The organism is Microbacterium sp. 22242, assembly GCF_052045495.1.
GTDB lineage: Bacteria > Actinomycetota > Actinomycetes > Actinomycetales > Microbacteriaceae > Microbacterium.
Genome location: NZ_JBQEOZ010000013.1, coordinates 48995 through 62168, shown reverse-complemented (window position 1 = coordinate 62168; position 13174 = coordinate 48995). Strand labels below are relative to the sequence as shown.

Here is a 13174-nt window from a genome sequence, read left to right as displayed (position 1 = left end):
CCGAAGGCGAAGGCCCCGCGTCGCAGCCGGGCGAAGAAGGCGGAGGAGGCTCCGGCCGAGACCGCTTCCGCCGAGGCGCCCGCGGTCGAGGCCCCGGCCGCCGCGTCCGACGCGCCGGCCGAGCAGGGCTCCGAGACCCCCGGCGAGGGCGGCGAGGAGCAGGGTTCGCGGTCGCGCAGCCGCTCGCGTTCGCGCAGCCGCAGCCGCAACGGTCAGAACGCTCAGGACGGCGAGGGCAACGGCCAGCGCAACGAGGGCAACGGCCAGCGCGGCCAGAACAACGCCGGCCAGAACAACGCCAACCAGAACCAGCGCGGCGGATCCGTCGACCTCGACGAGGAGGGCTCGGGCCAGGGCCGCGGCCGGCAGCGCAACAAGCGCCGCGGCGGCACGGCGAACGCGAACATCGACGAGTTCGAGACCGAGATCGGCGAGGACGACGTCCTCATCCCGATCGCGGGCATCCTCGACGTGCTCGACAACTACGCGTTCGTGCGCACCTCCGGCTACCTGTCCGGTCCCAGCGACGTCTACGTCTCGCTCGGCCAGGTGAAGAAGTACAACCTGCGCAAGGGCGACGCGGTCGTCGGCGCGATCAAGCAGCCGCGCGAGGGCGAGCAGCAGGGGCGCCAGAAGTACAACGCCCTGGTCAAGGTCGACTCGATCAACGGCCTGAGCACCGACGACGCCGCGAACCGGGTCGAGTTCTCCGCGCTCACCCCGCTGTACCCGCAGGAGCGCCTGCGCCTGGAGACCTCGGCGTCGAAGCTGACCCAGCGCATCATCGACCTCGTCGCTCCGATCGGCAAGGGCCAGCGCGGCCTCATCGTCGCGCCCCCGAAGGCGGGCAAGACGATCGTGCTGCAGCAGATCGCGAACGCGATCGCGCAGAACAACCCCGAGGTGCACCTCATGGTCGTGCTCGTCGACGAGCGCCCCGAAGAGGTCACCGACATGCAGCGCACGGTCAAGGGCGAGGTCATCGCCTCGACCTTCGACCGTCCGGCCGAGGACCACACCACGGTCGCCGAGCTCGCGATCGAGCGCGCCAAGCGCCTGGTCGAGCTGGGCCGCGACGTCGTCGTGCTGCTCGACTCGATCACCCGCCTCGGCCGCGCCTACAACATCTCGGCGCCGGCCTCCGGTCGCGTGCTCACCGGCGGCGTGGACGCCTCCGCCCTGTACCCGCCGAAGCGCTTCTTCGGCGCCGCGCGCAACATCGAGAACGGCGGATCCCTCACGATCCTCGCCACCGCGCTCGTCGAGACCGGGTCCAAGATGGACGAGGTCATCTTCGAGGAGTTCAAGGGCACCGGCAACAGCGAGCTGCGCCTCAGCCGCGCGCTCGCCGACAAGCGGATCTTCCCGGCGGTCGACGTGAACGCGTCCAGCACCCGCCGCGAGGAGATGCTGCTGAGCCCCGACGAGGTCAAGATCACCTGGAAGCTGCGCCGCGCCCTCGCCGGGCTCGACCCGCAGCAGGCGCTCGAGGTCGTCCTGGGCAAGCTCAAGGAGACCGAGTCGAACGTCGAGTTCCTGCTGCAGATGCAGAACGCGCAGCTGGGCAAGCCGTCGGCGGGCACGGGGCACAGCCACGCGTCCGAGAACAGCATCCGCTGAGCCGCGTCCGCGGATCAGGCACCGATTCGGGATCCGGTCGTCATGTTCGAACAGGTCGAGTCGCTGCGCGACGAGCACCGCAGGGTGGAGAGCGAGCTCTCCGACCCCGAGGTGCACGCCGACGCCGCGCGGGCGAAGCGCGTCAACCGCCGCTACGCCGAGCTCAGCCGCATCGTGAAGGCGCATGACGACTGGATCGCCGCGGGCGAGGACCTCGACACCGCGCGCGAGTTCGCCCGGGAGGACGAGTCGATCGCGGCGGAGATCCCGGGCCTCGAAGAGGGACTGCAGACCGCGCAGGAGCGCCTGCGGCGCCTGCTGATCCCGCGCGACCCCGACGACGCACGCGACGTGATCATGGAGATCAAGGCGGGGGAGGGCGGAGCCGAATCCGCCCTCTTCGCCGCCGATCTGCTGCGCATGTACGTGCAGTACGCGGCGTCCAAGGGCTGGAAGACCGAGCTGCTGGAGCGCACCGAGTCCGACCTCGGCGGCTACAAGGACGTGCAGCTCGCGATCAAGGGATCCTCGACCGATCCGTCCCAGGGCGTCTGGGCGCACCTCAAGTACGAGGGCGGCGTGCACCGCGTGCAGCGCGTGCCGGCCACCGAGTCGCAGGGCCGGATCCACACGTCCACGACCGGAGTCCTGGTGTTCCCCGAGGTCGACGAGCCCGACGAGGTCGCGATCAGCCAGAACGACCTGAAGATCGACGTGTTCCGCTCGTCCGGTCCCGGCGGACAGTCGGTGAACACCACCGACTCCGCCGTGCGCATCACGCACCTGCCGACCGGCATCGTGGTGTCGATGCAGAACGAGAAGTCGCAGCTGCAGAACCGCGAGGCCGGCATGCGCGTGCTCCGTGCCCGCCTGCTCGCCAGGCAGCAGGAGGAGCGCGACGCCGCGGCCAGCGACGCGCGGCGCTCGCAGATCCGCGGCATGGACCGCTCCGAGCGGATCCGCACCTACAACTTCCCGGAGAACCGCATCGCGGATCACCGCACCGGCTTCAAGGCGTACAACCTCGACCAGGTCATGGACGGGGCGCTCGAGCCCCTCATCGAGTCCGCGATCCACGCGGACGAGGAGGCGCGGCTCGCCGCCCTCGGCACCGAGGACTGAGCGCCGGGATCGCGGCCGGGCTCCGTCGGCAGCCCCGGATCGGTCACCGGCCTGCTCCTCAGCGGTCCCGGTCGGTCACCACGCCCCGCGCGTGGGCGTGCGGCCCTCCCTGGCGTCATCCGGCAGCGCCATCTCCGCACGCATGCCCAGCAGCCGCACCGGCCGGTCCGGCGCGATCCGGCCGATCAGCTCGCGCGCCTTCGTGCGCACGGCCTCCCGGTCCGTGGTCGCCGGGATCCGCTTCGTGAACGTCTTCGTCGTGAACGGCGCGTACCGCACCTTCAGGCCCAGGCCGATGACCTCTCGCCCGTCCTCCGCGACATCGCCGAGCACCTGTTCGAGCAGGGCGAGCGCGGCCTGCTCGATCTCGGCCCGGTCGGCGAGGTCGGTCTGGTAGGTCGTCTCGCGGCTGTGCCCGCGCGGGATCCAGGGCGTGTCGTCGACGACGGCCGAGCCGCCGCCGCGGCCGAGCTCGCGGTACCAGAACCCCATCCGCGGGCCGAACTCGCCGGTGAGCGCCTCCTCGGGCGCCTGCGCGAGCTCCGCGACCGTGCGGACCCCGAGCGCGAGGAGACGTCTGGACACCTTCGAGCCGACGCCCCAGAGGTCGATCACGGGGCGCTCGCCCATCACCTCCGCCCAGTTCTCCGCGGTGAGCCGGAACACGCCCCGCGGCTTGCCGAACCCGGTCGCGATCTTCGCCCGCACGAGAGTGTCGCCGATGCCGACGCTGCAGTGCAGCCGGGTCTCCGCGAGGACGGCCTGCTGGATCCGCCGGGCGTACGCCGCCGGGTCCTCCGTGTCGACGCCCACGAACGCCTCGTCCCAGCCCAGCACCTGCACCACCGCGCCGGGCTGGGCGCGCAGCACGGACATCACCTCGCGCGACGCCGCGAGGTAGGCGGGGCCGTCCACGGGCAGGATCACCGCATCCGGCGCCTTGCGTGCGGCGATCCGCAGCGGCATCCCGGATCCGACGCCGAACGCGCGAGCCTCGTAGGACGCGGTCGAGACCACGGCGCGCTCGGCCGGGTCGCCGCGGCCGCCCACGATGACGGGCAGCCCGGCCAGCTCCGGACGGCGCAGCACCTCGACGGCGGCGATGAACTGGTCGAGGTCCACATGAAGCACCCAGCGCATGCCCCCGAGGGTACGCGGGCGGGCGCGGCCGGGCACGCGTCCGATCGCGAGTCACCGGTCCGGACGGGCGTTCCACTCAGATCGAGTAGTCGGGGACCGAGAGGATCCGGGCCGTGCTCTCGCCCGCGGCACGGGGCCGAGCCCGCGCGGGCACGCCGGTGAGCACGGAGTCCGGCGGGGCGTCCTTGGTGACGACCGCGTTCGCGCCGACCGCAGAGCGGGCGCCGATCACGACGGGGCCGAGGATCTTCGCACCGGCGCCCACCACGACGCCGTCCTCGAGGGTGGGGTGGCGCTTGCCGGAGTCGCGGGTGCGGCCGCCGAGGGTGACCCCGTGGTAGAGCATCACGTCGTCGCCGACCTCGGCGGTCTCGCCGATCACGACGCCCATGCCGTGGTCGATGAAGAAGCGGCGCCCGATCGTGGCACCGGGATGGATCTCGACGCCGGTGAGCCAGCGCGCGACCTGGGAGCCCATCCGCGCGGGGAAGCGCAGCCCGCGCGTCCACAGCGCGTGGTTCACCCGGTGGGCCCAGATCGCGTGCAGACCGGGATACAGGATCGCGATCTCGAGGCCGCCGCGGGCCGCGGGGTCGCGGAGCCGGGCGGACGCGACATCCTCGCGCATCCGCCCGGCCCACGACATCCGAGAGGCCATCAGTCCTCGCGCAGGTCCTCGAACAGGGCGGTGGACAGGTAGCGCTCACCGGTGTCGGGGGCGACCACGACGATCGTCTTGCCCGCGCTCTCGGGACGGGCGGCGACCTTCAGCGCCTGTGCGACCGCGGCGCCGCTGGAGATCCCGACGAGCAGGCCCTCCTTGGCGGCGAGGTCGCGGGCGGTGGCCAGCGACTCGTCGAAGCCGGCGGTGATGACCTCGTCGATGACGTCGCGGTCCAGGATCGCCGGGACGAAGTTCGGGCCGATGCCCTGGATCTTCGCCGGGCCGACGCGGCCCTCGCTGAGCAGCGGGGAGTCGGTCGGCTCGACGGCGATGACCTTCACGTCGGGCTTGGCCGCCTTGAGCGCCTGGCCCGTTCCGGTCACGGTGCCGCCGGTGCCGACGCCCGCGATGAACACGTCGACGTTCCCGTCGGTGTCCTGGAGGATCTCCTGCGCGGTGGTCTCGCGGTGGATCTGCGGGTTCGCCGCGTTCTCGAACTGCCGGGCCCAGACGGCGCCGGGGGTGGCGGCGATGATCTCCTGCAGCGCCTCGATCGCGCCGCTCATGCCCTTGGTCGGGTCGGTGAGCACGAGCTCGGCGCCGAACGCCTTGAGCAGCACGCGGCGCTCCTTCGACATGGACGCGGGCATGGTGAGGATCACGCGGTAGCCGCGGGCCGCGCCGACCATGGCCAGGGCGATCCCGGTGTTGCCGCTGGTCGCCTCGACGATCGTCCCGCCCGGCTTCAGCTCTCCCGCGGCCTCTGCGGCGTTGACGATCGCGATGCCGATGCGGTCCTTGACGCTCGAGGCCGGATTGAACGACTCGAGCTTGACGAGCACCGTCGCGTCCAGACCCTCGGTGAGGTGGTTCAGCTTGACCAGAGGCGTGTTGCCGAACGCGGTGGTGATGTCGGAGTGGATCCCTGCCATGACTGACCTTTCGATGGGCGACGCGTCTGAGACGCACGATGCAGTGCCAGCACAGCCTAGGGCGCGCCCGTGTGCGCCCGGTGAATGTGACGCCACGATTACGCCCTGCGCCGGAACTAGGCTGGCATCGTGCCTGCGCCCCTCGCCGACGTCCTCCGCCGCGCCGCGACGACCCTCGCCGAGGCGGGGGTCCCGGATCCGGTGGTCGACGCGGAACTGCTCGCAGGTCACGTCCTGGAACTCGGCCGCGGCGCGCTCCAGGCCGCCGCGATCCGAGGGCAGCAGCTGGACGATGCCGAGCTGGCGGCGCTGGACGCGCTGGTCGCGCGGCGCGCGAAGCGCGAGCCTCTGCAGCACCTCACCGGCACCGCGCCGTTCCGCCACCTCGAGCTCGCGGTGGGGCCGGGGGTGTTCGTGCCGCGTCCGGAGACCGAGATCGTCGCGCAGTTCGCGATCGACGCGCTGCTCGCCTCCGCCTCGCCCGAGCCGGTCGGCGTCGACCTGTGCACGGGATCCGGAGCGATCGCGCTCGCGCTGGCCACCGAGGTCCCGCACGCGCAGGTGCACGCGGTCGAGCTCTCCCCGGAGGCGCACGCGTGGGCGGCGCGGAACACCGCCGGCCAGCCGAACCTGACCCTGGTCCTCGGCGACCTCGCGGACGAGCTCGCGGAGCTGGACGGCACCGTCGACGTGGTCATCTCCAATCCGCCGTACGTCCCGGACGACGCGGTCCCGCGCGACCCGGAGGTGCGCCTGTTCGATCCCGCCCTCGCGCTCTACGGCGGCCCGGACGGCCTCGACGTGGTGCGCGCGATCAGCCGGCGCGCGTGGGCGCTGCTGCGCCCTGGCGGCACGCTCGTGCTCGAGCACGCGGAGGTGCAGGGCGCCGCGATCCGGGAACTGCTGGACGGGCACGGCTGGCGCGCCACCGCGACCCACCGCGACCTCATCCAGCGCGACCGGGCGACCACCGCGATCCGGCCGTAGCGTCGTCGCCCCGTAGACTGGATCGGTCATGTCCCCTGTCTTCGATTGCCGCGATGCGGATCAGGTCCTCACCGGGATGCGCCAGGCCCGCCAGGCCATCGGCCGCGGTGAGCTGGTCGTGCTCCCCACCGACACCGTCTACGGGGTCGCCGCGGACGCGTTCAGCCCGGCCGCCGTGCAGCGTCTGCTCGACGCGAAGGGCCGCGGCCGTCAGCAGCCGCCGCCCGTGCTCGTCGGCAGCGTCGCGACCCTGTCCGCCCTCGTCGAGACCGTGCCAGAGCCGGTGCAGCGCCTCGTCGACGAGTTCTGGCCCGGCGGACTCACCATCGTGCTGCCCTCGCAGCCGTCCCTGGTGTGGGACCTGGGCGAGACGCACGGCACGGTCGCGGTGCGCATGCCGGACCACAGGATCGCCCTCGCCCTGCTCGAGGAGACCGGTCCGCTCGCCGTGTCCAGCGCCAATCTCACCGGTCAGGAGGCCGCCGCCGAGATCGGCGCCGCCCAGCGCATGCTCGGCGACAGCGTCGCGGTGTATCTCGACCACGGACCCGTGACCGAGGCGGAGGGCGGCGTCGCGTCCACGATCGTCGACGCCACCTCGCTCGTGCGCCCCGGCGGCGAGGACGCGAAGGTGCGCGTGCTCCGGGACGGCGCCATCAGCCGCGAGGAGCTCGCCCGAGTGCTCGGGGACCTGCTCGAAGAGACCACATGAAGCAGTACCTGTTCACCGTGATCCTCACGGCCGCGGTGACGCTGGTCTGCTCGTGGGGGGTGTGGCAGCTCAGCCTCCGGTTCAAGCTCTACCCCGGCATCCGCGAGCGGGACGTGCACACCACTCCGACGCCGCGACTCGGCGGCGTGGCGATGCTGATCGGCATCCTCGCGGCGTTCGCGGCGTCCGCGGCGAGTCCGTTCTTCGGCATCATCTGGGCGCAGCCGCAGACCATGTGGTCCGTCCTCGGCGCAGTGCTGCTGATCGCGATCGTGGGCGTCGTCGACGACCTGTGGGACCTGGACTGGATGATCAAGCTGGGGGCGCAGTTCATCGCCGCCGGCCTCATCACGATCGTCGGCGGCCTGCAGATCGCCTCGCTCCCGCTCGCCGAGCCGATCATCGGATCCAGCTGGCTGAGCATCGCGATCACGATGTTCGTGATCGTGATCGTGATGAACGCGGTGAACTTCATCGACGGCCTGGACGGGCTGGTCGCCGGCGTCTGCCTGATCGCGAACGGCGTCTTCTTCGCGTACTCGTACATCATCGCGAGGGACATCGGGCAGTCCAGCTACTTCAGCCTCGCGCCGTTCATCGCCGCGGTCCTGATCGGCGCGTGCGTCGGCTTCCTGCCGATGAACTGGAGCCCGGCGAAGCTGTTCATGGGCGACTCCGGCGCGCTCGTGATCGGCCTGCTGATGGCGACCTCGGCGGTGGCGATCACCGGTCAGCTGAACCCGACGGTGCTGACCCAGGCGCAGATCGGCCGCTCCCAGCTGCTCGGAGCGTTCATCCCGATCCTGCTCCCGGTCGTGGTCGTGCTGCTCCCGCTGCTCGACTTCGGCCTCGCGGTGCTGCGCAGGATGCGGGCGGGGAAGTCGCCGTTCTCCCCGGACCGCAAGCACCTGCACCACCGCATGCTCGACCTCGGCCATCGCGGCCGCGACGCCGTGCTCATCTTCTACGCCTGGACCGCGGTCATCTCGATCGCGGTGCTGCTGATGTACATCGGATCCAGGGAGGGCTGGTACGGCGAGTACGCGGCCGGCGTCCTGTTTGGCGTGGTCGGAGCGGCCGCGTGCCTGGTGGTCACCCTCATCCCGTCGCCTCCGCGCGCCGCCGCGGCGCCGTCCTCGTCCCCGCCCGCCGACGCGGGAGCCACCCCGAAAGAGCCGTCATGAGCCCCAGCCCCGTCACCAGCACGCCGATCCTGCGCACGACCCTGATCGCCTCGGCGATCGCCGCCGTGCTGCTCGCCGTCGTCGCCGCGGTGCTCGGCGGCGTGTTCAAGGGCGCTCCCGGAGCCTGGAGCGGGCTGGCCGGCATCCTGATCGCGGTCGTGTTCCTCGCGATCACGGCGATCAGCATCCTGGTCGCGAACCGCTGGTTCGGCCAGGAGCTGTACGCGCAGCTGTTCTTCGCGATCGTGCTGGGCGGTTGGTTCCTCAAGCTCGGGCTGTTCGTGGTGCTGATTCTCGTGCTCCGGGGTCAGCCCTGGCTGGAGCCGGTGGTGTTCTTCTGGTCCCTGCTGGCCGGGGTGCTCGCGTCGCTCGCGATCGACGCCGTGGTCTTCCTGAGGATGCGCCTGCCGCACGTGAGCGACACGACGCTGCCCACCGTCGCCCCGGAGGACGTCGCACCGCGGAGAGGATCCGTCCCGGACGAGCGCGGGGAAGGGCCTCAGGCCGGCCCGGAGGCGGACTCAGGAAACTCACACGTCTGATAGGCTGGCCTTGTGCCCGTTCGCCGTGCTGCGAGCGCTGCGCCGTGAAGCACATCGACCGCCGCCCCGGTAGCCCCCGGTGCCCCGAAGTTGGAGCCCGCGCTGTTTAATCTTGCTGCGACCCTGATCCCACGACTGGCCTCCGACAGCGGTTTCCACGGTCCGTCCATCGACGAGTTCTTCCCCGAGATCCTGTTCAACGTCTTCGGCGTCCCTGTCCACCGGATCCACGTGGTCCAGTTCGTCTCGGTCGTCGCCGTCGTGCTGATCCTGGTGCTCGGCACCCGTCGCATGAAGATCGTCCCCGGGCGGTTCCAGAGCGTCGTGGAGATGGGCCTCGGCTTCGTCCGCGGCGGCATCGCGCACGACCTGCTCGGCCGCAAGGACGGCGACCGCTTCCTGCCGCTGCTCACGACGATCTTCTTCATGACGCTGTTCATGAACATCACCGGCATCATCCCGCTCCTGAACATCGCGGGGACGAGCATCATCGGCGTGCCGCTGCTGCTGGCCGTGATCAGCTACGTGACGTTCATCTACGCCGGCATCAGGAAGAGCCCGAAGAACTTCTTCAAGAACGCGCTGTTCCCCGCGGGCGTGCCGTGGCCGGTGTACATCATCGTCACCCCGATCGAGTTCATCTCGACCTTCATCGTCCGTCCGGTGACGCTCACCCTGCGACTGCTGATGAACATGGTCGTCGGGCACATGCTGCTCGTGCTGTGCTACTCGGCCACCGCGTTCTTCTTCTTCACGGCGGGCGGCGGCTGGGCCGCGCTCGGCCTGGGAACCCTCGCCTTCGGCGGCGCCTTCTCGGTCTTCGAGATCCTGGTGGCCGTCCTCCAGGCCTACGTCTTCACCGTCCTCACCGCGGTCTACATTCAGCTCGCGGTCGCAGAAGAGCACTGACAACCCCCTGCGGGCGGTGAACGTGCCGCCCACAACGAAAGGAAAAACCCGTGGACGCTACTACGGTTCTCGCAGCAGTCAACGGCAACCTCGCGGCGATCGGCTACGGCCTGGCCGCCATCGGCCCGGCCATCGGCGTGGGCATCGTCGTCGGCAAGACGATCGAGGGTGTCGCCCGCCAGCCCGAGCTGGCCGGCCGCCTGCAGGTTCTGATGTGGATCGGCATCGCCTTCACCGAGGCGCTCGCATTCGTCGGCATCGCCGTCGGCTTCATCCCCTTCCCGTAATCCGCACCCGAATCCCGAAGGAGACAGGATGCTGAACGCTCTTGTCACGCACCTCGCGGCCGAGGCGGAGAAGGCGAACAACCCTCTGCTGCCCGCCTGGTACGACCTGGTCTGGTCGGCGCTGTGGTTCATCGTGATCCTCATCGCGGTGTGGAAGGTCGCCCTTCCGCGCTTCACGAAGATGCTCGACGAGCGCTCCGCCGCCATCGAGGGCAACATCGCGAAGGCCGACGAGGCCCAGAAGCAGGCCGAGGCCGCGCTGGAGGAGTACACCCGCCAGCTCGCCGAGGCCCGCACCGAGGCCGGTGAGATCCGCGAGACCGCCCGTGAGGACGGCAAGAAGATCGTCGCCGAGGCCAAGGAGGCCGCAGCCACCGAGGCCGCGCGTCTCACCGCTGCCGCGCACGCGCAGATCGAGGCCGAGCGCCAGACGGCGTTCGTCTCCCTGCGCAACGAGGTCGGCGGCCTCGCCCTCGACCTCGCCGGCGGCGTAGTCGGCGAGACGCTCTCCGACGACGCCCGTGCGACGGCGGTCGTGGACCGCTTCCTCGCGGACCTCGAAGCCTCCGAGGCGGCGAAGTAATGGGCAGCGCGACCGCTCAGGCCCTGGTGGCGTCGAGCAGCGCTCTGAACGCCGCGCAGGGGATCACCCTCGAGGCCGCCGGCGAGCTGTTCTCCGCCATGCGCCTGATCGGTGACTCCTCCGCGCTGAGCGGCGCGCTCGCCGACTCGGCCGCCCCGGCCGACGCACGTGCGGCACTCGTGTCGCGCGTGTTCTCCGGCGCCTCCGCGCCGGTGCAGGAGCTGGTGAAGACAGCCGTCGCACAGCGCTGGTCCTCCGCCGCCGACCTGGTCGACGGTGTGGAGGAGCTCGCCGTGCGCGCCACCGCGATCGCGGCTCCCGACGTCGACATCGAGGGCGAGCTGTTCTCGGTGACCCGGCTGGTGGCGGACAACGCCGATCTCGAGCTCGCGCTGGGCAGCCGCCTGGGCGATGGCGACGGCAAGGCCGCGCTGGTGCAGAAGCTCGTCGGGACCCGCCTGAACCCCGCCACGACCCTGATCGTCACCTCGCTGGTGAGCCGTCCGCGCGAGCGTCGCGTGCGCCGGCTGCTGAGCCGCGCGATGCGGATCGTCTCCGCGCAGCGCGATCGGATCGTCGCGACCGTGAGCACGGCCGCGCCGCTGACCGCGGAGCAGCGCACCCGGCTCGGCGACGTGCTCGCCGGCCGCTACGGCCGTCGGATCGCGCTCAACGAGGTCATCGATCCCTCGGTCGTCGGAGGCCTGCGCGTGCAGGTCGCGGACGACGTCATCGACGGCAGCATCGCCGCCCGCCTCGCCGATCTCCGGCAGAAGCTCGCGGGCTGAAACACGACTTCGCGCGGGAAGCCGCGCACCCCGAACACAAAGGGAAGACAATGGCAGAACTTTCGATCAGCCCCGACGTCATCCGTGACGCGCTGAAGGACTTCGTCGCCGCGTACGAGCCGGCGTCCGGCACGGCCACCGAGGTCGGCACCGTCATCGACGCAGCGGACGGCATCGCGCACGTCGAGGGCCTGCCCGGCGTCATGGCGAACGAGCTCGTGACCTTCGCCGACGGCACCAAGGGTCTCGCTCTGAACCTGGACGAGCACGAGATCGGCGTCGTCGTCCTCGGCGAGTTCTCCGGCGTCGAGGCCGGCCAGGAGGTCACCCGCACCGGCGAGGTCCTCTCGGTCCCCGTCGGAGACGGCTACCTCGGCCGCGTGGTGGACCCGCTCGGCAACCCGATCGACGGCCTCGGCGAGATCGCCACGGAGGGCGTCCGCGCGCTCGAGCTGCAGGCGCCCGGCGTCATGCAGCGCAAGAGCGTGCACGAGCCGATGCAGACCGGCATCAAGGCCATCGACGCGATGATCCCGGTCGGCCGCGGCCAGCGCCAGCTCATCATCGGCGACCGCCAGACCGGCAAGACCGCGATCGCGATCGACACGATCATCAACCAGAAGGCCAACTGGGAGTCCGGCGACGTCAGCAAGCAGGTCCGCTGCATCTACGTCGCGATCGGCCAGAAGGGCTCGACCATCGCCTCCGTGAAGGGCGCGCTGGAAGAGGCCGGCGCCCTGGAGTACACGACCATCGTCGCCGCCCCGGCGTCCGACCCGGCCGGCTTCAAGTACCTCGCCCCGTACACCGGCTCGGCCATCGGCCAGCACTGGATGTACGGCGGCAAGCACGTCCTGATCATCTTCGACGACCTGTCCAAGCAGGCCGAGGCGTACCGTGCCGTGTCGCTGCTGCTGCGCCGCCCGCCGGGCCGCGAGGCCTACCCGGGTGACGTCTTCTACCTGCACTCCCGTCTGCTGGAGCGCTGCGCGAAGCTGTCCGACGAGCTGGGCGCGGGATCGATGACGGGTCTGCCGATCATCGAGACCAAGGCGAACGACGTCTCGGCGTACATCCCGACCAACGTGATCTCGATCACGGACGGCCAGATCTTCCTGCAGTCCGACCTGTTCAACGCGAACCAGCGTCCGGCCGTCGACGTGGGCATCTCGGTGTCCCGCGTCGGTGGCGACGCCCAGGTCAAGTCGATCAAGAAGGTCTCCGGAACGCTGAAGCTCGAGCTCGCGCAGTACCGCTCGCTCGAGGCGTTCGCGATGTTCGCGTCCGACCTCGACCAGGCCTCGCGCCGTCAGCTGTCCCGCGGTGCGCGCCTGACCGAGCTGCTCAAGCAGCCGCAGTACTCGCCGTACCCGGTGGAGGAGCAGGTCGTCTCGATCTGGGCCGGCACCAACGGCAAGCTCGACACGATCGAGGTCGAGGACGTGCTGCGCTTCGAGCGCGAGCTGCTGGACCACGTCCGCCGGCACACCAAGGTCCTGGACACCCTGCGTGAGACGAACGTCCTCGACGACGACACCGTCGCAGAGCTGGAGAAGGCCACCGACGCCTTCATCCTCGAGTTCCAGGGCGGCAAGAGCCACGGCATCTCCGCCCCCGGCCGCGAGGAGCACGCGGCGGCCGACGTCGAAGACGTGAACCAGGAGAAGATCGTCAAGGGCCGCCGCGCGTAATCGCGGGGGAATC

At 70.8% G+C, this 13174-nt stretch carries 14 protein-coding genes; 11 read left to right on the top strand and 3 right to left on the bottom strand.

The genetic code is table 11. From position 1 onward, the window contains the following. Both rho and prfA read left to right on the top strand, forming a co-directional pair. Nucleotides 1-1620 (top strand): transcription termination factor Rho (gene rho / locus ACTJJZ_RS13990; protein ID WP_440721797.1); only part of this gene is annotated, 1620 nt, incomplete at its 5' end. Nucleotides 1621-1662: 42 nt separating this feature from the next. Then, nucleotides 1663-2742 carry a peptide chain release factor 1 gene (gene prfA / locus ACTJJZ_RS13985; protein WP_440721796.1) on the top strand — a complete coding sequence of 360 codons (1080 nt, stop codon included), beginning with the start codon at nucleotides 1663-1665 and terminating at the stop codon, nucleotides 2740-2742. A gap of 75 nt (nucleotides 2743-2817) precedes the next feature. Here prfA and ACTJJZ_RS13980 read toward each other — a convergent pair whose 3' ends face one another. The 3 genes from ACTJJZ_RS13980 to cysK form a co-directional block, all read right to left on the bottom strand. Further along, nucleotides 2818-3882 carry a DNA polymerase IV gene (locus tag ACTJJZ_RS13980; RefSeq protein WP_440721795.1) on the bottom strand — a complete coding sequence of 355 codons (1065 nt, stop codon included), beginning with the start codon at nucleotides 3880-3882 and terminating at the stop codon, nucleotides 2818-2820. A gap of 76 nt (nucleotides 3883-3958) precedes the next feature. Next, nucleotides 3959-4540 (bottom strand): serine O-acetyltransferase EpsC, encoded by a 582-nt coding sequence (gene epsC, locus ACTJJZ_RS13975; protein WP_440721794.1) that lies wholly within the window; start codon nucleotides 4538-4540, stop codon nucleotides 3959-3961. Beyond that, nucleotides 4540-5478: a cysteine synthase A gene (cysK, locus tag ACTJJZ_RS13970; protein ID WP_440721793.1), complete on the bottom strand. Its 939-nt coding sequence runs from the start codon at nucleotides 5476-5478 to the stop codon at nucleotides 4540-4542. The genes epsC and cysK overlap by 1 nt, the downstream gene beginning before the upstream one ends. A 129-nt stretch (nucleotides 5479-5607) precedes the next feature. Here cysK and prmC point away from each other — a divergent pair, with 129 nt between their 5' ends. From prmC to atpA, 9 genes are all read left to right on the top strand, one after another. Further along, nucleotides 5608-6465 (top strand): peptide chain release factor N(5)-glutamine methyltransferase, encoded by an 858-nt coding sequence (prmC, locus tag ACTJJZ_RS13965; protein ID WP_440721792.1) that lies wholly within the window; start codon nucleotides 5608-5610, stop codon nucleotides 6463-6465. 28 nt (nucleotides 6466-6493) lie between these two features. Beyond that, nucleotides 6494-7177 (top strand): L-threonylcarbamoyladenylate synthase, encoded by a 684-nt coding sequence (locus ACTJJZ_RS13960; protein ID WP_440721791.1) that lies wholly within the window; start codon nucleotides 6494-6496, stop codon nucleotides 7175-7177. Next, nucleotides 7174-8361, top strand: coding sequence for an MraY family glycosyltransferase (locus ACTJJZ_RS13955; RefSeq protein ID WP_440721790.1), 1188 nt, complete (start codon nucleotides 7174-7176; stop codon nucleotides 8359-8361). The genes ACTJJZ_RS13960 and ACTJJZ_RS13955 overlap by 4 nt, the downstream gene beginning before the upstream one ends. Beyond that, nucleotides 8358-8903, top strand: coding sequence for a hypothetical protein (locus tag ACTJJZ_RS13950; RefSeq protein ID WP_440721789.1), 546 nt, complete (start codon nucleotides 8358-8360; stop codon nucleotides 8901-8903). Before ACTJJZ_RS13955 ends, ACTJJZ_RS13950 begins: the two co-directional genes overlap by 4 nt. A 90-nt stretch (nucleotides 8904-8993) precedes the next feature. Continuing rightward, complete coding sequence (gene atpB / locus ACTJJZ_RS13945) at nucleotides 8994-9812, top strand: F0F1 ATP synthase subunit A (RefSeq protein WP_440721788.1); 819 nt, start codon at nucleotides 8994-8996, stop codon at nucleotides 9810-9812. A 50-nt stretch (nucleotides 9813-9862) separates the two neighbouring features. After that, on the top strand, nucleotides 9863-10099 hold the full coding sequence (atpE, locus tag ACTJJZ_RS13940; RefSeq protein ID WP_045251710.1) for an ATP synthase F0 subunit C: 237 nt from the start codon (nucleotides 9863-9865) through the stop codon (nucleotides 10097-10099). 28 nt (nucleotides 10100-10127) lie between these two features. Continuing rightward, nucleotides 10128-10682 carry a F0F1 ATP synthase subunit B gene (locus ACTJJZ_RS13935; RefSeq protein WP_440721787.1) on the top strand — a complete coding sequence of 185 codons (555 nt, stop codon included), beginning with the start codon at nucleotides 10128-10130 and terminating at the stop codon, nucleotides 10680-10682. Beyond that, the gene (locus ACTJJZ_RS13930; protein ID WP_440721786.1) at nucleotides 10682-11470 is read left to right on the top strand and encodes a F0F1 ATP synthase subunit delta; all 789 of its coding nucleotides are present in this window, start codon (nucleotides 10682-10684) and stop codon (nucleotides 11468-11470) included. Before ACTJJZ_RS13935 ends, ACTJJZ_RS13930 begins: the two co-directional genes overlap by 1 nt. Nucleotides 11471-11520: 50 nt before the next feature. Then, a complete protein-coding gene (gene atpA, locus ACTJJZ_RS13925; protein WP_440721785.1) occupies nucleotides 11521-13161 on the top strand; it encodes a F0F1 ATP synthase subunit alpha in 1641 nt (546 codons plus the stop codon). Nucleotides 13162-13174 lie beyond the last annotated feature (13 nt).